This window comes from Paraglaciecola sp., assembly GCF_039943935.1.
In the GTDB taxonomy this organism is placed as follows: Bacteria; Pseudomonadota; Gammaproteobacteria; order Enterobacterales; family Alteromonadaceae; genus Paraglaciecola.
This window is the reverse complement of record NZ_JBDUZQ010000006.1, coordinates 274,254-300,414: the sequence shown is the minus strand read 5'-3', so window position 1 is coordinate 300,414 and position 26,161 is coordinate 274,254. Positions and strand designations below refer to the sequence as shown.

Annotated in this window: 24 protein-coding genes; 20 read left to right on the top strand and 4 right to left on the bottom strand. The window is 39.3% G+C overall.

Going from position 1 to position 26,161, the window contains the following annotated elements; all coding sequences use genetic code 11:
• Window positions 1-145 precede the first annotated feature (145 nt).
• The 13 genes from ABJD71_RS04815 (at window position 146) to rhaT (ending at window position 14,370) form a co-directional block, all read left to right on the top strand.
• Window positions 146-388, top strand: coding sequence for a hypothetical protein (locus ABJD71_RS04815; protein WP_348165341.1), 243 nt, complete (start codon window positions 146-148; stop codon window positions 386-388).
• Between the two features lie 411 nt (window positions 389-799).
• Window positions 800-1,264, top strand: coding sequence for a hypothetical protein (locus tag ABJD71_RS04810; protein WP_348165338.1), 465 nt, complete (start codon window positions 800-802; stop codon window positions 1,262-1,264).
• A 113-nt stretch (window positions 1,265-1,377) separates the two neighbouring features.
• Window positions 1,378-1,587 carry a hypothetical protein gene (locus ABJD71_RS04805; RefSeq protein ID WP_348165335.1) on the top strand — a complete coding sequence of 70 codons (210 nt, stop codon included), beginning with the start codon at window positions 1,378-1,380 and terminating at the stop codon, window positions 1,585-1,587.
• A 161-nt stretch (window positions 1,588-1,748) separates the two neighbouring features.
• Entirely contained in the window at window positions 1,749-2,081 is a 333-nt protein-coding gene (locus ABJD71_RS04800) for a hypothetical protein (RefSeq protein WP_348165332.1), read from the top strand.
• Between the two features lie 93 nt (window positions 2,082-2,174).
• Complete coding sequence (locus ABJD71_RS04795; RefSeq protein ID WP_348165329.1) at window positions 2,175-2,942, top strand: hypothetical protein; 768 nt, start codon at window positions 2,175-2,177, stop codon at window positions 2,940-2,942.
• Window positions 2,943-3,056: 114 nt separating this feature from the next.
• The gene (locus tag ABJD71_RS04790) at window positions 3,057-4,295 is read left to right on the top strand and encodes a DUF711 family protein (RefSeq protein WP_348165326.1); all 1,239 of its coding nucleotides are present in this window, start codon (window positions 3,057-3,059) and stop codon (window positions 4,293-4,295) included.
• A 511-nt stretch (window positions 4,296-4,806) separates the two neighbouring features.
• Window positions 4,807-5,349, top strand: a complete 543-nt coding sequence (locus ABJD71_RS04785) for a hypothetical protein (RefSeq protein ID WP_348165323.1) — start codon at window positions 4,807-4,809, stop codon at window positions 5,347-5,349.
• Window positions 5,350-5,666: 317 nt separating this feature from the next.
• Window positions 5,667-7,070 carry an FGGY family carbohydrate kinase gene (locus ABJD71_RS04780; protein WP_348165320.1) on the top strand — a complete coding sequence of 468 codons (1,404 nt, stop codon included), beginning with the start codon at window positions 5,667-5,669 and terminating at the stop codon, window positions 7,068-7,070.
• A 72-nt stretch (window positions 7,071-7,142) separates the two neighbouring features.
• Window positions 7,143-7,925: a DeoR/GlpR family DNA-binding transcription regulator gene (locus ABJD71_RS04775; protein WP_348165317.1), complete on the top strand. Its 783-nt coding sequence runs from the start codon at window positions 7,143-7,145 to the stop codon at window positions 7,923-7,925.
• Between the two features lie 585 nt (window positions 7,926-8,510).
• Window positions 8,511-10,703 (top strand): bifunctional rhamnulose-1-phosphate aldolase/short-chain dehydrogenase, encoded by a 2,193-nt coding sequence (locus tag ABJD71_RS04770; RefSeq protein ID WP_348165314.1) that lies wholly within the window; start codon window positions 8,511-8,513, stop codon window positions 10,701-10,703.
• Between the two features lie 22 nt (window positions 10,704-10,725).
• Window positions 10,726-12,015 carry an L-rhamnose catabolism isomerase gene (rhaI, locus tag ABJD71_RS04765; protein WP_348165311.1) on the top strand — a complete coding sequence of 430 codons (1,290 nt, stop codon included), beginning with the start codon at window positions 10,726-10,728 and terminating at the stop codon, window positions 12,013-12,015.
• A gap of 77 nt (window positions 12,016-12,092) precedes the next feature.
• Complete coding sequence (lldD, locus tag ABJD71_RS04760) at window positions 12,093-13,232, top strand: FMN-dependent L-lactate dehydrogenase LldD (RefSeq protein ID WP_348165308.1); 1,140 nt, start codon at window positions 12,093-12,095, stop codon at window positions 13,230-13,232.
• A gap of 79 nt (window positions 13,233-13,311) precedes the next feature.
• Window positions 13,312-14,370, top strand: a complete 1,059-nt coding sequence (rhaT, locus tag ABJD71_RS04755) for an L-rhamnose/proton symporter RhaT (protein ID WP_348165305.1) — start codon at window positions 13,312-13,314, stop codon at window positions 14,368-14,370.
• Window positions 14,371-14,598: 228 nt separating this feature from the next.
• On the opposite strand, the gene ABJD71_RS04750 is transcribed toward rhaT, so the two are convergent.
• A complete protein-coding gene (locus ABJD71_RS04750; RefSeq protein WP_348165302.1) occupies window positions 14,599-16,050 on the bottom strand; it encodes a M28 family peptidase in 1,452 nt (483 codons plus the stop codon).
• A gap of 148 nt (window positions 16,051-16,198) precedes the next feature.
• Window positions 16,199-16,762 (bottom strand): phosphoribosyltransferase family protein, encoded by a 564-nt coding sequence (locus ABJD71_RS04745; RefSeq protein WP_348165299.1) that lies wholly within the window; start codon window positions 16,760-16,762, stop codon window positions 16,199-16,201.
• Between the two features lie 77 nt (window positions 16,763-16,839).
• Between ABJD71_RS04745 and ABJD71_RS04740 the strand changes: the two genes are divergently transcribed.
• The 3 genes from ABJD71_RS04740 to ABJD71_RS04730 all read left to right on the top strand — a co-directional run bounded on the left by ABJD71_RS04740 (window position 16,840) and on the right by ABJD71_RS04730 (window position 19,693).
• On the top strand, window positions 16,840-17,412 hold the full coding sequence (locus ABJD71_RS04740) for a phosphoribosyltransferase (protein WP_348165296.1): 573 nt from the start codon (window positions 16,840-16,842) through the stop codon (window positions 17,410-17,412).
• Between the two features lie 174 nt (window positions 17,413-17,586).
• Window positions 17,587-17,778, top strand: coding sequence for a hypothetical protein (locus ABJD71_RS04735; protein WP_348165293.1), 192 nt, complete (start codon window positions 17,587-17,589; stop codon window positions 17,776-17,778).
• Between the two features lie 202 nt (window positions 17,779-17,980).
• On the top strand, window positions 17,981-19,693 hold the full coding sequence (locus ABJD71_RS04730; protein ID WP_348165290.1) for a protein adenylyltransferase SelO family protein: 1,713 nt from the start codon (window positions 17,981-17,983) through the stop codon (window positions 19,691-19,693).
• Window positions 19,694-19,823: 130 nt separating this feature from the next.
• On the opposite strand, the gene ABJD71_RS04725 is transcribed toward ABJD71_RS04730, so the two are convergent.
• A complete protein-coding gene (locus ABJD71_RS04725) occupies window positions 19,824-20,600 on the bottom strand; it encodes a hypothetical protein (RefSeq protein ID WP_348165287.1) in 777 nt (258 codons plus the stop codon).
• 252 nt (window positions 20,601-20,852) lie between these two features.
• Between ABJD71_RS04725 and ABJD71_RS04720 the strand changes: the two genes are divergently transcribed.
• From ABJD71_RS04720 to folE2, 4 genes are all read left to right on the top strand, one after another.
• Window positions 20,853-21,314, top strand: a complete 462-nt coding sequence (locus ABJD71_RS04720) for a transcriptional repressor (protein ID WP_348165284.1) — start codon at window positions 20,853-20,855, stop codon at window positions 21,312-21,314.
• Between the two features lie 131 nt (window positions 21,315-21,445).
• Window positions 21,446-21,868, top strand: a complete 423-nt coding sequence (gene hisI / locus ABJD71_RS04715; protein ID WP_348165281.1) for a phosphoribosyl-AMP cyclohydrolase — start codon at window positions 21,446-21,448, stop codon at window positions 21,866-21,868.
• Complete coding sequence (locus tag ABJD71_RS04710; RefSeq protein ID WP_348165278.1) at window positions 21,865-23,202, top strand: dihydroorotase; 1,338 nt, start codon at window positions 21,865-21,867, stop codon at window positions 23,200-23,202. The genes hisI and ABJD71_RS04710 overlap by 4 nt, the downstream gene beginning before the upstream one ends.
• A 15-nt stretch (window positions 23,203-23,217) precedes the next feature.
• Entirely contained in the window at window positions 23,218-24,114 is an 897-nt protein-coding gene (gene folE2 / locus ABJD71_RS04705) for a GTP cyclohydrolase FolE2 (protein WP_348165275.1), read from the top strand.
• A 97-nt stretch (window positions 24,115-24,211) separates the two neighbouring features.
• On the opposite strand, the gene ABJD71_RS04700 is transcribed toward folE2, so the two are convergent.
• A complete protein-coding gene (locus ABJD71_RS04700) occupies window positions 24,212-25,948 on the bottom strand; it encodes a GGDEF domain-containing protein (protein ID WP_348165272.1) in 1,737 nt (578 codons plus the stop codon).
• Window positions 25,949-26,161: the final 213 nt, after the last annotated feature.

Here is a 26,161-nt window from a genome sequence, read left to right as displayed (position 1 = left end):
TAAGTATATGAAAAGATGAAATAAATTAATTGCCAGAATCATTATTCTGTTTATTCCTAAAGTGGCTTAAACGTGCGGTCTGGCTAATATACTGTTATGTGTTTTTGTAGTTTGGGTGACAGCCTAAATATTAAAGGATTAATTTATGATTGAAGCAGTAGTAGAAGGTTTCTTTTATACGCTAGGTGAAATATTAGCGTATACATTATGGCCTTTACTTTATTATTCTGGCTGGCTTGTCTTAAAAGTTATAACCTTTGGTAGTTATCCTGCTAAATCCGATCCAATGTCATTTAATCCAAACAATCATTCAAAGGTTTTTGTTCGTTTTGTTGGCTTCTTATTATGGTGCGCGATAGGGTTTATTGTGTTTACATATCTTCGGTAAATCAAACACATAACAAGCAATTTAACAGTGACAAATAACAGTTGGCTTTTGTTCACTTCGTTCACTATTTTAGCCAACAATTATTTGCCTGTTAATTGGGCGTTAGGTGTCCATGAGAACTGAAACTAAAACTCAAGAGTGGTTCCTGAAAGATCCGAGAACCAGGAAATGGATAAGGCAGTGCGCAGCCTGCAGCCAGTACGGCTGGGACCCAGAAACTCCGGATAATATTCCAAAGGTAAATTTTGAGAATATGTTTCCTGAAATGGAGCTGGACGAACGCGGGTTATGTCAATTCTGTGCGCCAAGGTTCAAATAGATAATGTGCCAAGCAAAAACACCTAACAAGTTTGTCAACGATTGCCCTTCGGGCTGGACCGCTAAAAGCGTTATACAACTAAGGAAGGTTCGGTGTTTATCAATAAATTATCATTAATATTTACGTTAGCTTTGGCTTTTAATGCATTTGCTTCAGGTGAGATATCAGCGGTTAAACCTAGTCTAACTCAAGATAAGAAGGCACAAAGAGCGGCATTTATCGGTAAATGGGAATCCTCACAACCAACTAAAGAAGGTGGTGTTCGTAAAACGATTATGGATAGGCGATCTGATAGCAGGTATGTAGTTGAGTTTATCGTTTTAAATGAAAAATCAGAAGTTTCATATAAACAAAAAGAATTCGGTTTTTGGGGTGTTTCTGGTGGAATATATTTCACGATGTACAGAGGCTCTATTGAAAACGATGAGTTTTTTCCTGTAGACCCTAATAATGCATATAATTATGATACTTATCAGATTACTAATATAAGTGATAATAAGCTTGTTTATAAAAGTTTGTCATCTGAAAATATATTTACTTATACTCGGGTGAAATAGTTGTATAACAAACAATTCAACGGGACACAAACAGCAGGCCGATGCTCGTGCCTCGCTATTTTTGGCTTACTATTTTTAGCCCATTAATTGGGCGTTAAATGCCCAGGGAAATTATGAAGCAAGTTTTAGATTTTTGCTCCTTAGATGAAGTTGAGAGAAAAATTTTCCTTGAAGATACTTGGTGCGATAAATGTTCTGAAGCGGATTTAGGAATGATTAATCCAGAGTTATACATTGAAGATGCGCGAAAATTTATAAGCGGTAATTGCGCAGTTTGTGGTACCAAATGCATTTCGGAAATCGTCGTAAAAATAGTAGATTGAATTGTTTGGTGCATTAGGCACTTAACAAACAAATTAGGGCCGACGCGCAAACAGCACGCGACGCCTATTCGAAGCGTTATGTTTACCATAGGATTTCGATAGTTATGAGAGTTTTTTATCTGATTGTTTTGTTTAGTTTCAACGCTGTTGGAACAACTTGCATGATAAGTGAACAGACTTTCGAAGAATGGAATGAAAAGTACGATTCTATGATCAATGTAGAAATTAAAAAGTCTAAGGATGGAGATGGTTACGCAGTCTTAGCTACATTCCCAAGCACTATTGAGAATAAACAACTGTACTCTGTTTTATTGTATTTAGGTAAAAAGGATCAACCCACTCTTTCTTCGCAACTAGCAATATTTGAGGAAGACGGTAAAAAAGTAGTTTTTTACACTACGAATTTAAAACAAGGGCCAAACGGTTATTTAGTCGCTGGCTACGGTTCTGATTGTGGCTTAGATGTGGGGAAATCTGTTGTATTATCAAAGTAAACCTAACAAGCCAAGCCATCGGAAAACCACTCACTGGCTGAGCCAAAACGTTCGCGTTTTCAGCTGCTTGGGGTGTTAAATGCTAAGGAAGCTATGAGTATCACGTTACGATCAATCGGATTATTTGGGATATTACTGTTTGGTATTTTATTCGCAGTTACATACGTATCGCCGGCAACAATTGAAAAGTCCGCAAAAGGGTTCGTTAAATACCAGATAGAAAAAGAAGTGCTGGAAAAGCAGCAGCTTATTAACGAATCTAGCTTTGCGAGCAAGGCTCTAACTATAGCGGATAGGCTTGGAGTAGAATCTGAACAACTCCAAAAGGATCTCGACAACGATCTCCCTGAGAAAATCTCTAGTATTATCGCTTCAATGTGTGGTTATGATTGTGAGCGTAAAAAGGCCCTAATTCAGTCTATTACGTCCGGATATTTGGATCGGATTAAAAGTATTAATATCGCGCAAGATACCCTAGGTGATCTCATAAAGGGGAAGTACCTCGAAATAGTTAGCAATTTAAAATTTGATCTTCGTATTTTTCTTGGCTCAAACCTCTTAATGTTTTTAATTCTAGTGGCTGTTTCCTTAGCCAAACCAAAAACGATTGCCCACCTGTTTGTACCTGGAGCACTATTACTCACAGCTACTATTTTATCATCAGCCATATACATATTTGGCCAAGATTGGTTCTACACCATTCTGTATAATGACTATATGGGCTTTGGGTACTTGGCGTATATAGCGGTAATATTTTGTGTGTTGGTAGACATTGCTCTCAATAAAGCTAGAGTCACAACAGAAGTAATAAACGGTATAGCCAATGCTGTTGGTTCGGCATTCTCGGTAGTATCGTGCTAGGCGCATTTAACAAAACAATCAACCGGACTCCGCTAAGCGTGGTTCGCTTTGCTCACAATACCACGCTCCGCTCGTTTATTGTGGCGTTAGACGAATACAACTTGAGAATTAACTATGTCCCGAGCTTTTGAAGATAAAACCTTATGTAAAGTAAGAACAGTAACAACTTTTATATCATTAGATAACGACCGAAATAACTGGAAAGGCCAAATTGAAAATGCTTCAGAGTTTTGTGAAAAGGCAACGAATACTCTTCAAAAGTCTGATTACATCGTTCAAACAAATAGAATCGTAACAAACCCTTTCGGTGAATATTTAAATACAAAGAACATAGAGAGTGCGAGAGATGATTTAAGCTATATTAGTAGTATTCTTAAGAATTTGAAAACTTCAGGTATACGCATAAGATTTGCAATTGGCGAAGCTCAGACTTCACATGAAATTTCACTCGTTCCAGAATTAATTAAAGAATTTGGGGACTTGTGCAATATATGTGTAAACGTAGACCTTGATAGTAATGGAGTATTAGATAATAAAAAAATCATTAACTCTTCTAAAGCAGTAAAGAAAATTAGTGAAATTACACCAAGAGGAGAAGGTAACTTTAATTTCACCGTTAATTTTAACTGCGCCCCGCTAATTCCATATTTCCCAGCAAGTTATCACAAAAAAGAATTGGGTAATTGTTTTGTAATCGGCTTAGAAACACCCGACTTACTTGTTAAAGTTCTTTCTGAGTCTAATAAGAGTACTCAATTTTCTAACCATAATGAACAATATAGCCATTACTACGAAGTGATGAGCAAAGCTCTTCAATTTCATATTTCAGAAATTAACAACATTATTGAACGTGCAAATCTAAGTAATGATTTTAAGTTTTCTGGTTTTGATAGTTCGGCTGCACCATCAAAAGACTGTGAAAGTATGACTACAGTTTATGAAAAGATGGGAGTTGAATACTTTGGAGCCTCTGGAACAGTTGAAGCATCTTCGTTATTAACAAAAGTATTTAAGTCATTACAGGGGGTTAATCTGCTTGGCTTTTCAGGCTTAATGTTAGCTCTAACAGAAGATACAGGGCTTGCAGATGGGACATTAAAATCACACTATGATATTCGATCGCTGTTAACCTATAGTGCTGTTTGCGGTATAGGTTTAGATACCGTTCCTATTCCTGGAAATACATCAATAGAAAAAATAAGTGCCCTTATGAGAGATACTGGAACTATGGCATTTCGTTTAAATAAGCCTTTAACTGTTCGTTTATTTCCAGCACCTGAGCTAAATGCTGGTGACTTAACTGTTTTTGAAAGTGACGATCTATGCAACTGTGCAGTACTTGCTGTACCTTAGTTTGGCATCAAAATATAAACATCTAACAAGTTGCTGCATCGGAAAAACTACTCGTTGGTGCTCGCATTTTCCGCTGAGCAAGACGTTATGTGTTGTTGAAATATGGGCATGAACATTTTGAATGAAACCAATTTAAATAATGCAGGGAAATTGCGCAAGAAACGCAATATTTACACTGTGTCTGTGGTGGCATTTATATTGTTTTGGTTTGCCTCTGCTTCTAACTTTGAATATGGCAATAATTATCTACAAATTGTATTAATAATTGGTCTATTGGTCATTGCTATACAGCTGCCTGTTTTTTATGCTAAATGTTCTTACTGTAACAAGAGATTTTTTATTAATCGCTTGGTAATCAACCCTTTTACTAACAAATGTGTGCATTGTGGCTGTAAATAGATATTACACACATAACAAACCAAGCCATCGGAAAATCACTCACTGGCTGCGCCAAAGCGTTCGTGTTTTCCGCTGCTTGTGGCGTTAACTAGCCAAACATAGGCATAGGAATATGATTTTAGTTTCGGATGTATTTGGTAAAACTCCTGCTTTAATAAAGTTAAGTGAAGAGCTAAACGCTAAGGTTATCGTAGATCCTTATAATGGGATGAATATGAACTTCAAAAATGAAGCTGAGGCATATTCATACTTTATCGAGCACGTAGGGCTTGAAGAGTATTTATCAAAACTACTAAAAATGACTGAGTCATTAGAGTCAATTAGCTCCTTAATCGGTTTTAGTATTGGAGCTTCTATAATTTGGAAGTTATCTGAAAAATTATCAGTTAAAAATATAGAACGCGGAATTTGCTACTATGGTTCCCAAATTAGAAATTTTAAAGACATCAATCCATCGTTTGAAGTGGAATTGATCTTTCCTAAGAAGGAAGATCACTTCGATGTTTTGGAGTTACAGACTGAATTGTCTAGAAAACAGAATGTAAAAATAATTAAAACACCTTACTTGCATGGCTTTATGAATTTATATTCAACTAATTACAGTCAGAAAGGTTATATTGAACAGTTGAATTGGTTGCGCTTAAATGCCGGCTAACACATATGAGCCTCTAGTTGCTCAATAGTTATTTGTCGTCTTTTGACGGCTTTTTCAAGGTCAATCCAAGTCTCTGAGCTAAGTCGTATACTTTATCTGTCATAGTGGCTGTTAAGTCATCGCTTACAGCTAATACACTGTATTATTATGGCTGCTCCTCAAAGGCCACTAAAAAAAGGCTTAATCAGAAAGCCACTCTAGTTATCTCAATTTCATATTTCAAACATTGTAAAGACTTTCTGTAATAGACAAATTACATGAAGAATGTAAATATCCTATCTATTGTGACTTAAATTGATTGGTTTTGAGTGATGGGCGTGAATAAAAAACATATCTTAGTGTTTGATATAGGTAAAACCCATATCAAACTACAGGTACTAGATTCGCAGTTTACTAGCCTTTTAGAAGCTAAAAATAAGAACCAAGTTAAGCTCGGTGCTCCTTACCCTCGAGCCGATGTTGATGCTATTTGGATGTGGTTGGTTACTACCTTAAATAGTTGGTCAATCACCCAAGACATTACCGACATTGTAGTCACAACTCATGGCGCTACAGCGGCTATAATTAACTCTGAACTCGATAACGAAAATGGCTTAGTGTTGCCCGTTTTAGATTATGAGTTTGATGAGATAAATGATTTTAAACAAGAGTATGAGCTGTTACGCCCAGCCTTTAACGAAACTCATTCACCTGCGTTGCCTGCTGGTTTAAACCTAGGGCGACAACTTGTTTGGTTAAATGGTTCGTTTCCAGCTGAATTTGCCAAGGCCACTCATATCCTCATGTACCCACAATACTGGGTGTGGCGACTAACAGGGTTATGTTGTACTGAGGTTACGTCTTTGGGGTGCCATACAGACTTATGGTCTCCATCTCAACGTAGTTATTCGTCTTTAGTATCTAAATTGTGTTGGCAGACCTTACTAGGGGAGCCTGTACCAGCATGGTCAAAAATTGGTCACGTACAATCTAACGTTACTCAGCAAACTGGTCTCAGTGCTAAATGCAAGGTGTACGCTGGTGTACATGATAGCAACGCCAGTTATCTGCGTTATTTATCTAACCAAGCCGAAAGCTCAACAAGTAACAACGAGCCTTTTACTGTGCTATCTACTGGCACATGGACGATTTTGATGTCGTCCAATAAGGCTGCCAACTTGGATGAACATAAAGATATGTTGGCCAACGTTGATATATTAGGTAACCCTGTTGCCTGTGCTCGTTTTATGGGTGGCCGAGAATACGAAAGCATTTGCGCGCAACTAGGTGGCGACATTGAACAAGACAGTTCTGCTCAAGCCTTACAGTTTGTATTGGATCATTTATATATGGTTACCCCCGATTTTAGTGAAGGTAACGGGCCTTTTGGTGGTATGGTGCCGATTATTCAAGCGCCACAAAAAAGCCAGTATGCTCAAGCAATTGCCACGCTGTATTGTGCGCTAATGATTGATTATCAACTTAGCCAGTTATCAGCGGTTGGCAACATCTATATTGAAGGTGCATTTTTGCAAAACCGGTTACTGTGCCAAATATTGGCGCAACTTCGTGGTACTCAACGCGTTATGTTGTCGGGTAATGGTAGTGGTACTGTTGACGGAGCTGCCTTATTAACTCAGTGGGGGGATCATCAAGCAACAATGGGGCATACTTTATGTGCGCCTAGCGAATTTAAGCATTTGACAGCATATAAACAACATTGGTTAGAATTAGTTAAGTAACAGGCTTTACATTAAGCAGTTAACTAAATTTTTATTATTTTTACTGAATATTTTTTTATTAAGGGTGTATTGATGTTAGAAAAACAACGGCAACAACTGATTGTCGAGTTACTTGAAGAAAACACCTACGCCAGTGTGATAATGCTTTGCGAACAGCTTAATGCGTCTGAAGCCACCATCAGGCGTGACTTAATAAAGTTAGCTAACAGCAAAAAAATAAAAAAAATCAGAGGCGGCGCAGAAGTTCTAGCCGCCAGTGAAAAACCTGCTCGTAAGATTTCAGGCAGTGCGTTTTTAGCATCTAAAGAACGCTATACAGATATCAAACGCTCGATTGCACAAAAAGCGGTTGAGCTTTGCGCCGATAATGAATCAATCATTATTAACGGTGGTAGTTCTACCTATATGATGGCAGAATTTTTACGCCATAGAAAAATGAACATTTTGACTAACTCCTTTGTTCTCGCCCAAGAATTGTTAGAGAATAGTGAAAACCAAATCACCTTGCCAGGCGGTGAAATTTATCGAAAGCAAAGTATCATTTTAAGCTCATTTGATAACGACACTACGCAGAATTACCACGGTAGTAAAATGTTTATGGGCACCCCTGGTATTAGTGAATTTGGTGTGATGGAAACCGATCCTTTGCTTATTCGTGCCGAACAAAAACTACGCAAACGTGCCGAAAAGTTAATTGTGCTTGCTGATAGTTCGAAAATTGGGGTGAAAGGGAATCTTATTTTTAGTGCGCTGGCAGATGTGGATATGGTGATTACCGATAGTCTGGCGGATGGAAGTACGCTTGATGCTTTTGAAAAGGCCGGAATTAAGGTAGTGATTGTTGATGGAGAATAGTGTTTAGGCATTACTCCCGAACTTTATGCCTTAGCATCAACTGTGGTTCATGGCCGTCTGGTGGCTACCACTAAAGGTTCAACACACTAACTAGTAGTATCAATATTTGTCGAAGAAAAACCAATATGCCCAAAGCTTGTAGGTTTATCATTGTTTTTGGGCTAGTCATCGTTATGCCTTGTGGTATTTAAACTAAAGTTGTTAGGTGAAATTCTTGTCAGCTAAGTGTCAGCGCTTTATTAACGGCATACCAACAATTTAATTATAAAACCATAGTGTCAGTTCAGAATGGTTTACTGTTAGTATGGCTTGGTTAAACATAACTCATGAGCGACTCGGTCGTTGTATTGCCCCACGCCTCTTTCTTGTTCAAAACGGCTCTTCACGTTGCTTTTTTTTTTATTATTAACAATTTTCACTTCTATTGACTCTTTTTTAAACGCCTTTTTATTCTTATACCCACGCAGTTTACAAAAAATAACTTTTAATTGGCTGGTAATGACTGTTTTTGATTGAAAAAGATGTATACTAAATGTTAGTTGTTTGTTTATATTTATCATAGAGCGTAAAAATCAGGAGCTATTTATGGGATTTCGTCCAGTTGACTACCAACATGTTAACTATCTTTGGGAAGATGAGGTTGCAGACAAACTAGAACCTGTCGAAAATTTAGTGTATCGCTCCAATAAACTAGGGGAAGATCAACGCATCACCAACACTGGTGGTGGTAACACCTCTGCCAAATTAATGGAAACCGACCCATTAAGCGGTGAACAAGTCGAAGTGTTGTGGGTGAAAGGTTCGGGGGGCGATTTACGCACTTCGAAGAAAGAGAATTTTTCGTCACTATATGAACAGAAACTTCAAGGTTTAGATGAGTTGTATCAAAAACAAGAAGTAAAAGGTTATAAAACGGCGGCCGAAGATGAAATGGTAGGTATGTTTAAGCACTGCAATTTCAATTTGAATCCGAGGGCGTCGTCAATTGACACGCCATTGCATTCAATGATCCCCGAAAAACATATCGACCACATGCACTCTAATGCTGTGATTGCCATTGCCTCTTGTAAAGATCAAGAAGCGCTCACTGCAAAAGTGTGGGGCGGAAAATTAGCTTACGTTCCTTGGATGCGGCCCGGTTGGGAAACTGCGCTTTTATGTAAAGAAACTTATGAGAAAAACCCAGGTATTGACGGCATCTTACTCGGGCAGCATGGCCATATGAGTTGGGCCAGCGAGAGTAAAGGGTGTTATGACATGTCTTTGTGGGTATTAGAAACAGCCGCACGTTACATCGAACAACATGATAAAGGCGCGCAAACCTTTGGTGGTCAAAAATACCACAGCCTAGATGCAGAACAAACCAACGAGCTACTCCATCAATTTTTACCAATTGCTCGTGGGTTACTGTCTGAAAAGGTGAAGTTCATTGGTACCTTACAAACAGATGAAGATACATTACGTTTTGTAAATAGTGTGGATGCGAAACGATTAAGTGAGTTGGGTACGTCATGTCCCGATCATTTTTTACGCACCAAAATTAAACCTTTATTTGTTGATTTTAATCCAGAAGAAGGTGACTTAACGTCATTAATCACCCAGTTCAAAGTAGCTTTAGAAAAATACCGTGTTGATTACGCACACTATTACAACCAGTGTAAGCGAGAAGATTCACCTGCTATGCGTGATCCTAGTCCTACCGTTGTGCTTATTCCTGGTATTGGTTTAATTGCATGGGGTAAGAACAAAAGTGAGTCTAGGGTAACTGCCGAATTCTATAACTGTGCAATTGAAGTTATGCGGGGTGCTGAGGCGATAAGTGAATACATAGCTTTACCCGTGCAAGAAGCATTTGATATCGAATATTGGGACCTTGAAGAGGCTAAATTACAGCGCATGCCAGCTGAAAAAACATTGGCTCGAAATGTTGTTGTTGTGGTAGGTGCCGGTGACGGTATTGGAAAAGCTACTGCGCATCGAATTGCACGGGAAGGTGCGCATGTAATTTGTGCTGACTTACGTATAGATGCGGCTCAAAACACAGCTAATGAGCTAAGTAATATATATGGGCAGGGTATTGGTGTGGCTGGAACGGGCATATCGAGCTGTGGTCCGGCGATTGCGCTAGAGGTTGATGTGACTTCAAGGGAGAGTGTACAAACTCTTTTCAAGCAGGTCATACAAGCGTATGGCGGTTTCGATAATTTGATCATCACTGCTGGGGTATTTATTGCTGAGGGCGATGATTATGAGCGTAACGATTCAATATTTGATACTAGTTTTGCAGTTAACGTGAAAGGCGGTTATGTGATGGGGTCTGAAGCTAACCTTATTTGGCAAAGGCAGAACCTTAAAGGCTCAATGGTACTCACCACGAGTGTTAATGCTGCAGTTTCGAAAACAGGATCACTTGCCTACGACACCAGTAAAGCTGCTGCTAATCATTTAGTAAGAGAGTTGGCTGTGAGTTTTGCGCCTATGGTAAATGTGAATGCATTAGCACCTGCAACGGTAGTGCAGGGTAGCACTATGTTTCCCCGTGATAGGGTGATTTCGTCTTTGAGTAAGTACGATATTGCATTCGAAGAATGTGAAGAGACCGATTCTTTGCGTACTAAGTTGGCAGAGTTTTATGCCCAGCGAACGTTAACAAAACAACCCATTACACCGGCTGATCAAGCTGAAGCGGCCTACTTATTAATTTCAGGCCAACTTAGTAAAACTACCGGACAAGTCATCAGCGTTGATGGCGGTTTGCATGAAGCGTTTTTGCGCTAGTAAAGACTATAGGAAGATGACAATGAACAGAATTGATAAAGATTTTATCGACGAGGTTAACCAAAAACATCTAGTTGATTTGCAGAAAGATTATGACTACTTAGGTGAAAGGTTATCGCGTACAGGTCAAGACATTGAACAACTGACAGGAGCTGCTCAAACGTTTCAGATTGCAGTACCTTCTTGGGGAACCGGCACTGGGGGGACTCGCTTTGCGCGTTTTCCCGGGGTGGGTGAACCTAGAAACATTTATGATAAATTGGAAGATTGCGCGGTGATCAACGATTTATCTCAAAGTACTAATAGTGTGTCGCCACATTTTCCGTGGGATAAAGTGGACGACTTTACCGATTTAAAACATCGGTCTGACGCACTAGGTTTGTCTTGGATCGCGGTGAACTCAAATACCTTTCAAGATCAAATCGGTCAAGAGCATTCTTATAAATATGGCAGTCTGAGTCATACTAGCCAAGATGCCCGAGAGCAAGCTATTCAACATAATATCGATGTTATTCAATACGGTAAGACCTTAGGTGCCAAAAGCCTTACTGTTTGGGTAGGTGATGGCTCTAATCATCCGGGGCAGCAACATTTTCAGCATAGCTTTGAGCGTTACTTAGCAAGTATGGAGAAAATATATGCTGAGCTGCCAAACGATTGGGAAATGCATATCGAGCACAAAATGTTTGAGCCTGCTTTCTATTCAACGGTGATCCAAGACTGGGGCAGTAATATTTTGGCGGCAATGCATCTTGGCCCTAAGTGTAAATCACTAGTGGATTTAGGCCATCATGCACCTAATGTGAACATTGAAATGATAGTGTCTCGCTTAATTCAATTTAAAAAATTAGGAGGGTTTCACTTTAACGACAGTAAATATGGTGATGATGATTTAGACAGCGGTTCACTTCACCCTTATCAGCAATTTTTGATTTTCAATGAGCTAGTCGATGCGCAAGCCAGAAAACAAGACGGTTTTGACCCAACCTATATGCTGGACCAGTCACACAATGTCACTGATCCGATTGAAAGCTTGATGAATTCAGCAGCAGAAGTGCAGCGTTCCTACATAAAAGCCTTGTTGATTGACCGCGATGCATTATACGGATATCAACATGCGAACGACGCCATGATGGCGAGTAGCGAACTGAAGAAAGCCTTCAATTTAGATGTCTCTGCCATTTTAGCCATGGCTAGGTATCGAGATGGCGGTGCGATTGACCCTATCGCTACATATCGTCAGTCGGGATATCGCCAAACAGTCGCTAAGTTACGTCCGGCTGTGGCTGGTAATGCCTCAGGGATTGTTTAATCCCAAGAAGTTAAGCTGTATGCGCAAGCGTATTCTGCTTACGTTTTTTATTAACTTATAACCTTGAGGCCTCAGCATTGATCCCTGCAAATATAGATGACTACAGATTACTTGCTAAAAAACGTTTACCGAAATATCTGTTTGAATATATAGATGGCGGGGCGTTTAGCGAAACGACCCTGCGTAATAATACTGCTGATTTTCAACAAGTTGCACTGCGACAGCGAGTACTCAGAGATATATCCATAGTAGACACGTCGGTTTCTTTGTTTGATAGAAAATGGGACTTGCCGATTATTTTAGGACCAGTAGGCATTGCAGGTTTAAACGCAAGACGTGGAGAGGTATTAGCGGCTCAGGCGGCCGAACAAAAAAATGTGCCTTTTTGTTTATCAACTGTGTCGGCTTGTTCAATTGAAGAAGTGCGTCAAGGCACACAAGCTCCCATATGGTTTCAACTTTACATGATCAAAGACCGCGGTTTTATGGATGCCATGCTTGAACGAGCCAAACTAACTGGTACTGACACTTTAGTATTTACCGTGGATATGCCAGTGCCTGCCACTCGTTATCGTGACATTCGTTCTGGTTTGTCTGGTGGTAGTAAGCTGCGGCGCATGAGTACGAGGTTTATACAATCAGCATTTAGCCCTGCATGGGCATGGGATGTTGGTGTCATGGGGCGCCCTCATTCTTTAGGCAATATTGCACCTGTGTTGGGCGAAAATGCAGGTATTGATGAGTTTTGGAGTTGGTTGAATCAAAACTTTGATGCCAGTGTTACCTGGAAGACTTTGGAACAGATTAGAGCCAAATGGCCTGGGAAATTAATCATTAAAGGCATACTCGATCCTGAAGATGCTAAAGAGGCTTCAAAGCTAGGCGCTGATGGCCTCATTGTGTCTAACCATGGTGGACGACAACTAGACGGTGCCTTGTCTTCAATCCGTGCGTTACCTGCAATTGCAGATGCAGTGCAAGGTGATATTCGTATTCTCATGGACAGCGGCATTAGAACCGGAGTGGATGTTGTTCGTTCGCTGGCGTTAGGTGCAGATGCTGTGATGCTGGGCAGACCTTGGGTTTATGGTTTGGCGGCTGCAAAAAAGAAAGGCGTACTTGATGTGCTGACTATTTTTGAAAATGAAATGCGTGTGGCTATGGCGCTGTCAGGCTGCAACAAATTAACAGATATCGGCAGTCACACTCTCGCTTAGCGTGTGGCAGGTCAAAACCTTAAACGATAAATATTAACCCCAGCTTGTGAGATAACAGGCATAAAAAAGGATAAATATTGTGGTAGCAAATCCGTTGTTAGGTGTGGTTTTTCACTGGTTAGGAGGGCTTTTTTCAGCCAGTTTTTATGTCCCTTATAAGAAAATAAAATGGTGGTCATGGGAAGTGTTCTGGCTAACTGGCGGTATATTTAGCTGGTTAGTTTGCCCTTGGTTTTTTGCTGCTATTCAGACTGAAGATTTGTTTGGGGTGTTAGCCGATACGCCAATGAGTACACTTCAAGAGTGCTATTTGTGGGGAGCTGGTTGGGGCTTTGGTGGCTTAACCTTTGGCTTGGCAGTAAGGTACATGGGTATCTCTTCTGGTATGGCTATCGTGTTAGGACTGACAACTGTTATAGGTACACTAGGGCCGCCCATACTAGCTGGCAGAATAGGCGATGTGTTATCTACCATTAGTGGACAAATTGCTTTCGTAGGTGTGTTTATCACCCTTGGTGGGGTGGTACTTGTGTCTAAAGCTACAGCTGAAAAGAACAAAAACCAGCCTACAACTGAAACCAAAGACAGCATTGATATGAAAAAAGGTATTGGTATTGCGCTTTTTTCTGGTGTGATGTCGAGTTGTTTTGCTTTTGGTATTGCCGCAGGCAAACCTATTCGAGAGCTAACCTTACAAGCTGGAACTGACCATTTGTGGCAGGGGTTGCCTGTGCTGTGCGTAGTATTAGCTGGCGGCTTAACCACCAATTTAGTCTGGTGTTGTTACCTTATTATTAAAAATCGCACAGGCAGAGAGTTTATTGGCAAGGTTGAAGGTGGTAAATCTACTTTGGCTTCATCTACTATGCTGCGAAATTACTTACTTGCGGCCTGTGGTGGTGCGCTGTGGTATTTCCAATTTTTCATGTACACCATGGGCGAAAGTCATATGGGGAAATATGAATTTTCAAGTTGGACGTTACATATGGCCAGCATCATTATTTTCTCAACCATTTGGGGCATTGCTTTAATGGAATGGAAAGGCAGTAATCGTAAGAGTCGGGTATTATTATTTTGCGGTATCGCAGCGTTGGTATTATCGACTGTTGCTATAGGGATTGGTAACGCTTTGCAATAATTAGCTGGGTTGGGTCATCTGTGAACTGTGTGGTTCATCCCTAGAGTGTCTGTTTATTATCAACTTAGTACCTTTTGTGTATTGGCACTTCCCTTGGTATTTTGTTTTGTATGCCTTAGTAAAATACTTAGCCGTATTGTGCCCAAAGCCTTAAAAGCATTTAAATTCATTAAAGCTCCCTATGTGGGAGCTTTTTGAAATGATGCTAGTTTGCATACTGCAAGAATATTATTCTTTATCTGCCTTATTTTTATCTTTTCGATAATCTACATCTAGTTCAGCTGCAAGGTAGGTGAAAACTGTCCATGCTGCTACGTTTTGACGAAGCTCTTTTGGGTCTATTTTGTCAAATGTATCGTTAGGCGTGTGGTGAAATTCAAAGTAGTCTTCTCCATTTTGATCAAGCCTAGCTACCGGCATACCTGCAGCCTTGAGTGGCGACATATCGGGCCCGCCGCCGCCTTTGTTATTTCCGCGAATAATGCTAAGGGGGGCTAGTTCACGCCAAATTGCTTCAATTGCAGGTAGTGCATCTTCAGCTACGTTGGAACTAAAACGCCAAACTTCACGTGCGCCAAAATCTGACTCTGAACCTATGACATGATTTTTCAGTGTACCGTCTGCGATACGTGCTGCTGTATAAGCGCGTGCGCCAACTAGGCCTACTTCTTCAGCGCCAAATAATACAACTCTTATTGTACGGCGAGGCGCTTTAGGTAAATCGCCTATCAGTTTAGCCGCTGCCATTGTGATACCAACACCTGCGCCGTCATCAAGGGCACCCGTTGCTGTGTCCCAACTATCAAGATGTCCACCAATTATTACTATTTCTTCTGGTTTTTCGCTGCCAACTATTTCACCTATTACATTGCCAGACATGGTTTTGCCACGCCACCCAGCATAAGTTTTTAAGCGTATACTCATGGTGTCGCCTTCAGCATAAATACGCTGAATTTGGTCTGCGTCTGGGTTTGAAACTGCTAGGGCAGGAATATTAGGACGCCTTCCTTCAGGAAAGCTCATCATGCCAGTATGGGCAAACCGGTTTGTTGATGTGCCAACTGAGCGAATGAATAGAGCGACAGCACCTCGGTCTTCTGCCATTATCCAAGCATCTCGACGTTTTCTATTGGCCCAGCCGTAACCTTCACCCGTTCGAGCTGCGGTCATGCGGTCACCGATAAATACAATTTTTCCAGTTAAATCGCTTTTATTGTCTAATTTTAATGTGTCATAGCTATCAAAATAAACGACTTCAGCTTCAACACCTCCTTCAGGTGTGGCAGCGGCACCACCTAATGAAATAGCATATAATGGTTGAGGATAAGGTTTAGTTAATATTACCTCTTCGTATACCGAGCGACCACGTGTCCATAAATCTAATTCAAAAGGTTCTTCTCTTACATTTTCAAATCCAAGGGCTTTAAGCTTTGCTATTCCCCATTTTCTCGCTTTTGCTTCTTGTGGTGTACCAGCTAAACGTGGTCCTACTTCAGTTGTTATAGATTCAATAATATCTAGTGCCAAATCACTATGTTGTGCGTTTTGCATTAGCATGTTTGAGTTTGTTTTTACTTCTTTAGAAATCACAAAGATGTCTGGCTCATCACTCGCTTGTGATGCGACAAATAAGGGTAAAAGTAAAAATGTGCAAAGTGTTAATCGCCATTTGGAAAGCATGTGGTACCTCTTGTTTTTATAATTGTAGATATAGTTATTGTATAGCGTTTGAGTCGTAAATTTAATGGTGTAGCTTATTTTACTGCACTTTAAAAATAATTTTTAAAAAATACGACTTTTACATTTTTAGGTGGATTAAAAGCTACGGTTAAGGTAGGTGATTTTTTACAATATCGTAAAGTTCTGGCCTATGTTCTGCCATTTCTTCTACGCTCAGTCCTTCTAAAGAGTGGGGGTACTTAAGCCAAGCTGCTGTTTCGTGTACGTAGTAGTCTGGAATTCGGTCTACTTCACGACGGGTTGGTTTATAGAAAGGCACTGCCACACGTATGTCTTGTGGCATATTTAAGCGGGTTTTTTCTTGTAGGTTTTTGATAATGGCTTCAATTGAACGGCCGGTATCAAACACATCATCGACAATAAGTAGCTTGTCAGTATGTTGTACTTTTTTTATTAAATAATTGAGATCATGTACTTTTACTTCTCGAGATTGGTTATCTATACCTGCCGCATAAGATGAGGTTCTAATGGCGATATTATCTGTCTCAATGCCTTGATAACTTAAAAATTCTTGCACTGCAATTCCAATAGGGGCTCCGCCACGCCAAACAGCTATAATAAAAGTAGGGCGGTATCCGCTGTCAAAAACTAGCTTAGCAAGCTTGAAAGAATCAGCTAGCAATTGCTCCCCAGTTAGATAGGTTTTTTCCATTAGAACCTCATAATGTGTCGAATTAATTACGATATAAGCCTTATAATAAAGCTATCTGCCTGAACAAGAAAGTTGATATGAGTATGAAAAAAGTTTTTCTTGATGAGAACACGTTAATTGAAGATTCCTTCCGCCTTGGGGTACAAATATTTGAACAAGGCTATCGTCCTACATTTATTGTTGGGTTATGGCGAGGCGGTAGTGCTGTTGGTATTTATGTTCAGGAATGTTTGCAGACATTAGGTGTTGAGACTGACCATATATCTATTCGCACTTCTTATAGAGGTTTGCCAAGCTATGAGTCTATGCTGGCAGAGCCAGAAAATATTCGTATTCATGGTACTCAATATCTAATCGAAAACTTAAATGAAGAAGACTCTTTGTTGATTGTTGATGATGTATATAGCTCAGGCCACAGTATTGATGCGACTATTCAGAGGCTAAAGGGGCAGTTAAAACGAAATTTTCCGAAAGAAGTAAAAATTGCAACTTTGTTTAACAGACCAAGTTACCAGCGTACCACTATAAAACCTGATTTTTGTTTGCACGAAACTGAAGACTGGTTGGTTTTTCCATATGAGCTCAAAGGCTTGACCGATGAAGAAATTCAGAAGCATAAACACTATGTGGCTGAGTTGATTTATACTTAGTTCTCAATATTTGGTTTAAAAACGTATTTTTTAGCAAAATCTACAGATTCAATATTATATGAGTGCATGTAAGTTATTGAATAATAGTTATTTTACTTTTTTGGTGCATTTGTTGCTCATTATAATTAATCCAACCGTGTATTTGTTGAATGTTGGTATAATAGGAGTAGTAAAATGTTTTCATTTTTATGTGTTATCGTTTTTTTAGTACTTTGGAGCATACCTATCATTGCTATAAGTGTCTCTGACCGAACAAGCGGCAGAGAAAAGTTTGCATGGATCTTAGCTGTGATTTTTATTTCTTGGTTTGCTTGGGTGTTTTACTTGTTATTGGCACCAATAATCTCTCGCCGTTATAGAGCTTAGTATCGAAGGCGGGAAACAACGTTTATAAAAGGCAGTATTTATTGATTCTGCCAAATGACTGATGGCCGGCCTTTTTATATTATCGTTTAGCTTAAAGTTTTTATCGTATTCTTTTCAACCATTTTAAAATTGTAAGAATGACTGCGCTAAATGAAATATACTATTTTTCATAAAATAATGATTAAGAAGGTGTTTGAGTAGCATGCCTAACCAACCAAATCCGGATATTCCAGTCAGGGTTTTCACTCTTGATGATCTCGCTAACCTAACGGATTATTCATTACTGGATAATCTTAATTGTGATCCCGATGCCACCTTAACGGGTGATGATTATGAACCTAGGCAGGTGTTTTCTGGACACTATGTACCCGTTAAGCCTACGCCCTTAGCTAATCCCATTTATGTGGCTCACAGTAAATCCTTTTTTGCAGAGTTAGGGTTTGATGATGTCCTAGCGAAAACTAAAGCTTTTACTCGGTTGTTCTCTGGTGATGTGTCTGAAGTGCCAGCACCCATGAGACCAGTGGGCTGGGCGACAGGTTATGCGCTTTCTATCTATGGCACTGAATATATTCAGCAATGTCCATTTAGAACAGGTAATGGTTATGGTGATGGTCGCGCAATGTCTGTTGTCGAGGCTGTGATCAATGGCAACCGGTGGGAAATGCAACTAAAAGGGGGAGGGCCAACACCTTATTGTCGAGGAGGTGACGGCAGGGCGGTGTTACGTTCGAGTATTAGAGAGTTTTTAGCTCAGGAGCACATGCATGCTTTAGGAGTTCCGACATCCCGCTCATTGTGCTTGTTTGTATCTGCGTCAGAGCAAGTTATGCGCCCTTGGTATTCTGAAGGTTCATATGCCACAAATCCAGATAGAAATGTCACTAACCCTGTTGCCATTTCTACTCGAGTCGCGCCATCGTTTTTGCGAGTGGGTCAACTAGAACTATTTGGCCGTCGCGCCCGCTTCAACGCACATGAAAATGCGCTTAAAGAGTTAGAGGTAATAGTATTACATTTGATTGAGCGCGAATACTCATTAGAAGTCAATCGAGAACTACCCATTACAGAGCAAGTTTTACAATTATCACAGGCCTTTTGTGAACGCTTGACTACCTTAATCAGTCATTGGATGCGGGTAGGTTATTGCCAAGGAAACTTTAACAGTGATAACTGTGCATGTGGTGGCTATACACTTGATTATGGTCCATTTGGTTTTACGGAATGTTTTGAGCCCTATTACCAGCCGTGGACTGGGGGAGGGCAACACTTTTCGTTTTTCAATCAAGGGGCTGCCGCTAAAACTAACTTTGATATGTTTTGTAAAGCACTGCAACCGTTACTTGCAACTGACTCCGCTGCGTTGGCATCCTTAGAACATATAAATCAAGGGTTCGATGACCTTATGAGACACAAAATGGAAGCTATGTGGGCTTCTAAACTTGGGCTCAAGTCTTTTGATGATGAACTGTTTAATGGGTTGCTTGATCTCATGAGGCAAACCTTTGTGGATTACACTATTTTCTTCCGTGAACTTTCGAATATTTCAGAGGATATAACAGCGTTAAGTAAAAGTTTCTATGGTCCTCTAACCAAAACCTTGTCCGTTAAATGGACCACATGGCTTCAAAAATGGCATGAATTAATGGATATTGGAGAAGACAAACATCAGAAGTCGCTCGTAACTAAAATGATGCAACAAGTTAACCCAAAATATACGTGGCGAGAGTGGTTGGTGGTTCCGGCGTATAAGCTTGCAAGCGAGGGGGATTTCTCAATAGTGCATGAGTTACAACAAGTATTAACTCAGCCTTTTGATGAGCAAACTGTTGAAATTGCGCAAAAATACAATACCCTAAAACCCCAAGCGTATTTTGATGCAGGTGGAGTGTCGCATTACAGTTGTTCATCTTAAATAAAAGCGAAGCAAGAGTTGAATACAGAGGTGTGCCATTTCTTTAAAATATAGTAACAATGCCCATAGACTTAACTATTTCTAAGTTAAATGGGCATTTAATTTAATCTTTACCTGCTTAAAAACTACTTTAGTTCAGTAAACCTTTTAATTTGTCGCTAGCTTTTTCAAGTAACCTGTCTTTTTCCTCATCGAGTTTTTCTTTGGCTTTGTCTTTCAACAAATTTTTAGCTTCTTTTTTAGCTTCAGCTATCGCGTTGTCTAGCATAGCGTTGGCTATCGCTAGGCCTACTTGATCGGCTGGAATGCCACTTGGATTACCTATTGAGCCCGCACTAAACGTTGGTAGTGTTAGTTTGTAGGCTTTGGTATCTAATTCATAATCCCCTATATCTAGATTTTCAAAATTAAGTTGTAGTTGTAAATCGCTAACGGTGACGTTTTCAACAATCACAAGAGGAGACGGCGTATCACTTGTAGTAGCTTCGGGCTGTGGGGCACTAGTACTCGTAGGTAGATTCTTTTGAATATTGTTTTTCAGTACGATCAAATTACCTTGTCCATTGGCATCTATTTCATAGAGCATTTCTGGTGCTGTGATGCTTATGGTTTGTACTGTATAGGGTTCATCAGTTATGTCACCAAGGTCCAGTGTAATAGCGTCAATACTCAACGCATCTTTGTTACTAAACCCTTCAGGGTTTTCAATGTCTAAGTCATTAATTGTTAATCGGCCGTCAGATAAGGCAAGTTCAACACTTAAAACAGTGACTTCTGTACCAAGGTATTTGTTACCTTGCTGTTCGATTTGTGCCTTTATAATCCCTCCTGCACCGTTGATAACATACCAAACTCCCGCCACGGCTATACATACTAATATGGCAATAATTGTGAGTGCTTTTTTCATCTTGTGTCCTTTAATCATACTTAGGTGAATATGCCTCAATGACATATGGTGATTTAATGGTAACAAGGATGGGGAGTACAAACACTCACTTAAATGCACTCCTAAAAATGAAAGGCCAGAACTACGTAGAGAAAGTAATCTATGCAGGCATGAGCTGCGTTATATCGTTTAGTGCTAAAAGGTTTTAATTGAAAGCGTTATAATATAACATAACATTTGGTGGTGGGAAGGCAAAAGTAGCAAGATAAGGACATGCAGAACTTAAAACAAGTTATTGCTCATGCAGAGAAACATTGTATAAATAATGGTTCCCGTTTAACCCTTAAGCGTCAAAGAGTGCTATCGGGGTTAGTACTTTCAAAAAGAGCGTTATCTGCCTATGAGTTAATAGATTTTTGTAAAAAAGAATTTGGTGAAACATTACAACCTATGTCTATTTATCGGATTTTAGAATTCCTTAAAGATCAGGAGTTGGTTCATAAATTAGACCTATTGAATAAGTATGTTGCATGCGAACACATAAACTGCAACTACAAGCACCTAGTGTCTCAGTTTCTTATTTGTGTTAAATGTCAAAAAGTGAAAGAAATCCATATAGACAAATCAGTCATGACAGGACTTCAGAGAAACGTAGAGAAAGTAGGATTTTGCCTTGATAGTCCTCAACTAGAAATGAACTGTATATGTGATGCTTGTATTTCGAGTCAAGCTTAAAAGGTTTATCAAGCAAATCATTAGTAAATGTATTTGCGCAAAGACCTCTTAAATTTTTGAAGGTCAAATATTTAGTCTTAATTAGACGTTGATATGGGTGTATTAGCTCACTAAAATTAGGGTGTTTCAGAATGAAGAATGAATATTTTCAGGCACGAGAAAAGTTGTCTGATCGAACGTTATTAAAATTATCGGAAGTTGTTAGTCATTTAGCATTTAATGAACAAGGTTTGATCCCTGTGATCACGCAAGATGTATCGACTAAACAAGTGTTGATGTTTGCTTGGATGAATAAACATTCGTTAGAGCAAACTTTGATTACTAAAAAGATGACATATTGGTCACGTAGTCGAAAAAAGTTATGGGTAAAAGGTGAAACGAGCGGAAATGCACAGCTCCTTGTTTCTATATCATTTGATTGTGATGGAGATACTGTGCTTTGCCAGGTCGAACAGACTGGCCCTGCTTGTCACACTGGTCGTCCAAACTGTTTTTATTTTGATGTAGATATCGAAAATAAAGAAGTGATGGTTTGTGGAGATGCGAGTATATGACACAGTCTACGCTTATAAAAAACGCCCAAATAGTCAATGAGGGTAAAACGATTGAAGGTGATGTAAGGATTCAAAACCACCACATTAGCCTAGTCGAAAGTGAAATTTTAGCGTCACCTAAAGATAACGTTATTGATGCAAACGGTCTGCTTTTATTACCAGGTATGATTGACGACCAAGTTCATTTTCGTGAACCGGGTTTAACTCATAAAGGCACCATCTTTAGTGAGTCACGTGCCGCTGTTGTGGGTGGTATTACAAGCTTTATGGAGATGCCTAATGTAAATCCAGCCACCACTTCTATTGAGGCTTTAGAGAAGAAGTTTGAAATTGCTTCGCAGCATTCTGTCGCTAATTATTCTTTTTATTTAGGAGCAACCGAGGACAACTTAGAGCAAATTAAATTACTCGACCCAAAACAGCACTGTGGTGTAAAGATTTTTATGGGAGCGTCAACCGGCGATTTATTGGTAGAACATCCTGAAGCGTTAGATGCGATTTTTAGAGATAGTCCAGTATTGATTGTAACCCACTGCGAAAGTAGTCCCATAATTAGTAGCAATTTAGAGTTATTTCATAGTCAAGGGCGTACCCCTAATATAGCTGATCATCCTATTATTCGAGATACAGAGGCTTGCTATGCCTCGTCTTCCTATGCAGTAGCATTGGCAAAGAAATATAAGAGTCAACTACATGTTTTACACATCACATCCAAAAAAGAATTAGCGCTTTTTGAGTCCGGGCCTATTGAAAGCAAACATATTACTGCAGAAGCATGTGTTCACCACCTATGGTTTAGTAATCAGGATTACCCTCGTTTAGGCAACTTAATAAAATGTAACCCAGCTATAAAATCTGCAAATGATCGTGATGCGCTGATAAAGGCTATACATAGCAATCAGATTGATATTATCGCTACCGATCATGCTCCTCATACATGGAAAGAAAAACAAACCGATTATTCTCAAGCTCCAGCAGGTTTGCCTTTGGTTGAGCATGCACTATTAAGTTTGTTTGATCATGTAAAGCATAATCGACTGAGCTTGGAGCAAGTGGTTGAAAAAACGGCGCATAACCCAGCTAAGCGCTATGGCATAGAAAAACGAGGCTATATTCGTGAAGGATATTTTGCTGATTTAGTATTAGTAGATACAAATAAAACTACAAAAGTGAGCCATAATAACACTCATTACCACTGTGGTTGGACACCTTTTGATGGGCATCAATTTTCATCAAAAATCCAAAGTACTTGGGTCAACGGCCAACAAGTTTTCGATGGTAATCAGATTAATGATAAAGCGAATTCTTCTATGCGACTCATGTTTAATCGATAATTTAGGATCTATATTTTGCAAAGCCGTGTTTTACCCGATGTAACTTCAGACTCCGTTATAGATGCCCCTTCATTACTAAAGTGGGTAGGAATGGAGGGCATCGCAGTACCGATAACTCTGTGTTTACAAGATAAACAACAAATATTTGCTGCTAAAGCTAAGGTTTATGTCAGCCTTGAGAAAGCAGATGCTAAAGGGATACACATGTCCCGTTTACACTTTGCTATTAATCATCTTGCGGAGCAAGAGTGTAATAAAGAGACAATAGCAACCCTATTAAACGAAATCATCGAGTCGCAAAACGGAATTGGTTTTGAAGCAAAGCTAGAACTAACGTTTGATGCACTGCTTAAGAAGCCAGCATTATTAAGTGGTGAAAGTGGTTTTCAGTCTTACCCCATGACTATTAATGCAGAAAAAACAAGTAAGGGGTTTTCTTGTAAATTAGACCTCACTATACCTTATTCAAGTACTTGCCCATGCTCAGCATCGCTGGCGCGTCAGCTTTATGCTGACGCGATAAATAGTAAATATCAAAATGAGATGATTGAAAAATCTCATTTGTTGGAGTGGATAGAGTCGCCAGAAGGCACAGTTGCTACTCCACATAGTCAAAGGTCATTTGCATATATTCAACTCTGTGTAGGTGATAATGACTGGCCAGAGTTTTCGAAGTTTATTTTTAATCTTGAGGATATCATTGGCACGCCAGTACAAACCGCGGTAAAAAGGCTTGATGAGCAAGCCTTCGCAAAGTTGAATGCAGAGAATTTAATGTTTTGTGAAGATGCAGCACGCAACATAAAAAGAGGATTAGATACAATGAGTTTTATAGAGGATTATTGGTTTAAAGTAGAACACCAAGAAAGCCTTCATGCTCACAATGCGGTTGTAATTGACCAAAAGTTTTAAGGTAATTAAAGAGAGCACTTATAGTGTGATGAGTGCTCGTTTCGTTTTAATTTAGTCTTCCTTTTCTACAACAATCGTTTGGGCAAGCTGCAATGCTTTATTCTTCGACAAAAACACTCACTCGGTTACGACCATTCTCTTTACTTTGATAAAGAGCTTCGTCTGCATGATTAAATAAGGTCTCAAAGTTATTTTCTCCTTGAAAATTACAACATATACCAAAACTTGCTGAAACACTTAAGTTTCTCAATTCGTCTTCGAAAGATATAGCAGCTAGAGCTGCTCGGCATTTTTCAATTCGTTCTTGGGCTTCATCTAAGGTGCAGTTTTCTAAAATTATTGCGAACTCTTCACCGCCAATTCGGGCAAAGGGGTCATTTGTTCTAATCTGACTTTTAACAGTTTCAGATACTTTCTTTAGCACAATATCACCCGCTGCATGGCCGTATTTGTCGTTTACTAGCTTAAATTTGTCTAAATCAAATATAACCAAACAATGGTTTAACTTTTTCCGGTGGGAGTTAAGTAACTTACGTAAACGATGCTCAAACCAACGGCGGTTACCAATGTTGGTAAGGCTATCTTTATACGAATCTCGTCTAAAGCGAGCAGATCGTTTATAGATAATAATTGTAGAAATGATGGCAATTAAAATAACAAGTACGATAGAGATTATTAATAATCTAATTTTACTGTCGTCTAGCCGTGCTCTTAATTCGTTCAGTTCATTGGTACGAAGTAGATTGCCGATTTGATTTTGTTTATCTAAATTTTTAAATTTCGCTGCTTGGAACGCTAATTGATTGTTTAGTTTGTTATCCATAACGCGCTTAGAAACATCGTCTAATCGATAGAAATATTCAGCAGCTTGTTCAAACTCTTTCTGTTGTAAAGAAATTAGTGCAAGTTCTCGCAAAGCAACCTGTTCGCTGTCATCATCATTACTTGCCTGCAAACATTGGTTTAGGTTTTCTTTTGCCTCATCAAATTTGCCAATACGTCGTGCCGACCTACCTATTAACATACGTGCAGAATAGGTGTAGCTGTCAAAACCTTGTGATGCTATGTCTTTAAAGTTTTTGGTGATGAAATTGTAAGCTGCTAGGGGCTCTTGATTTTCAAGTAAGTACTCAGCGTGATTTAAATACAACAAATAAATAAACAAATCTTGTTGGGCTGCTTTGCAGGCGGTTACTCCTTTTTTTAGCGTATCTCTGTCTATTTGGCGTTTTCCATATAAGCCAACAGTGGCATAAACAAAACAATGTTGTGTTGATGTATTTGAAGTGCTAATCGCCTTTTTTCCAAACAATGCGGCTGTTTCATAATCTTCTAACTCTGCATAGAGATTGGCTGCTCCTGCATAAACGGTGGCAACCAATTCTAAGTCGTCATAGTCTTGTGCAAGGGCTAATGCATTAAAAATATGGTTGAATGCTTGTTCTAAATCAAAATTAAGGTTGTATATATTTGAAAGCAATTGGTCAGAAATAATAGCAGTCCTGACGTCAGTACTTTGAGCTGACTTTTTTGCCAGTTCTATGGCCTTAGCTATATCGTCATCAGAAATTAGGGCCTTTCTAGCTTGTAGATAAGTCAGAAAGTCTTGTTGAATAGTCGATAAGGTTTCTGATTCAAGCACAAAAAGTAGACGATTAAATTCATCTCTGTCTTGGTTTCTTATCTCGTATGCTTGGTCTAATAGAGCTTGGTTTGGCTCTTTCGCCCAGCTCCCACCAACGCTTACTAATAATATAAAAGCAATAAAGTATTGGTTCACTGACATAAAATCTTTATCTCGACGTGCATAATCAAACTGCTTAATTATGATCATTGTATTACGTTAAAACAAGTATCGCCCTTACGCAATAAAGTGCAAAGGATAAAACCTTTGAATACTCATTTTTATGAGATTATGGCCTCTCAATTGCTTAATGTTTGGACTTTTTATTATGGTTTTTGGATTTTGACGTTGTAATAAATATCTAGCTACACTCAAGAAATTTAGTTTTGGGGTTGTTAAACCACGGGATTATGCAGAGAGCAG

What these genes read in the sequence shown, in the direction of transcription:
- ABJD71_RS04725 (WP_348165287.1), bottom strand. Translation starts at nt 20,600, where the DNA reads ATGAAAAAAGCACTCACAATTATTGCCATATTAGTATGTATAGCCGTG.
- hisI (WP_348165281.1), top strand. Translation starts at nt 21,446, where the DNA reads ATGAAGAATGAATATTTTCAGGCACGAGAAAAGTTGTCTGATCGAACG.
- ABJD71_RS04710 (WP_348165278.1), top strand. Translation starts at nt 21,865, where the DNA reads ATGACACAGTCTACGCTTATAAAAAACGCCCAAATAGTCAATGAGGGT.
- ABJD71_RS04745 (WP_348165299.1), bottom strand. Translation starts at nt 16,762, where the DNA reads ATGGAAAAAACCTATCTAACTGGGGAGCAATTGCTAGCTGATTCTTTC.
- ABJD71_RS04785 (WP_348165323.1), top strand. Translation starts at nt 4,807, where the DNA reads ATGATTTTAGTTTCGGATGTATTTGGTAAAACTCCTGCTTTAATAAAG.
- ABJD71_RS04770 (WP_348165314.1), top strand. Translation starts at nt 8,511, where the DNA reads ATGGGATTTCGTCCAGTTGACTACCAACATGTTAACTATCTTTGGGAA.
- ABJD71_RS04740 (WP_348165296.1), top strand. Translation starts at nt 16,840, where the DNA reads ATGAGTATGAAAAAAGTTTTTCTTGATGAGAACACGTTAATTGAAGAT.
- rhaI (WP_348165311.1), top strand. Translation starts at nt 10,726, where the DNA reads ATGAACAGAATTGATAAAGATTTTATCGACGAGGTTAACCAAAAACAT.
- ABJD71_RS04735 (WP_348165293.1), top strand. Translation starts at nt 17,587, where the DNA reads ATGTTTTCATTTTTATGTGTTATCGTTTTTTTAGTACTTTGGAGCATA.
- ABJD71_RS04730 (WP_348165290.1), top strand. Translation starts at nt 17,981, where the DNA reads ATGCCTAACCAACCAAATCCGGATATTCCAGTCAGGGTTTTCACTCTT.
- ABJD71_RS04805 (WP_348165335.1), top strand. Translation starts at nt 1,378, where the DNA reads ATGAAGCAAGTTTTAGATTTTTGCTCCTTAGATGAAGTTGAGAGAAAA.
- ABJD71_RS04775 (WP_348165317.1), top strand. Translation starts at nt 7,143, where the DNA reads ATGTTAGAAAAACAACGGCAACAACTGATTGTCGAGTTACTTGAAGAA.
- ABJD71_RS04700 (WP_348165272.1), bottom strand. Translation starts at nt 25,948, where the DNA reads ATGATCATAATTAAGCAGTTTGATTATGCACGTCGAGATAAAGATTTT.
- ABJD71_RS04790 (WP_348165326.1), top strand. Translation starts at nt 3,057, where the DNA reads ATGTCCCGAGCTTTTGAAGATAAAACCTTATGTAAAGTAAGAACAGTA.
- ABJD71_RS04815 (WP_348165341.1), top strand. Translation starts at nt 146, where the DNA reads ATGATTGAAGCAGTAGTAGAAGGTTTCTTTTATACGCTAGGTGAAATA.
- ABJD71_RS04720 (WP_348165284.1), top strand. Translation starts at nt 20,853, where the DNA reads ATGCAGAACTTAAAACAAGTTATTGCTCATGCAGAGAAACATTGTATA.
- ABJD71_RS04800 (WP_348165332.1), top strand. Translation starts at nt 1,749, where the DNA reads ATGATAAGTGAACAGACTTTCGAAGAATGGAATGAAAAGTACGATTCT.
- ABJD71_RS04750 (WP_348165302.1), bottom strand. Translation starts at nt 16,050, where the DNA reads ATGCTTTCCAAATGGCGATTAACACTTTGCACATTTTTACTTTTACCC.
- ABJD71_RS04795 (WP_348165329.1), top strand. Translation starts at nt 2,175, where the DNA reads ATGAGTATCACGTTACGATCAATCGGATTATTTGGGATATTACTGTTT.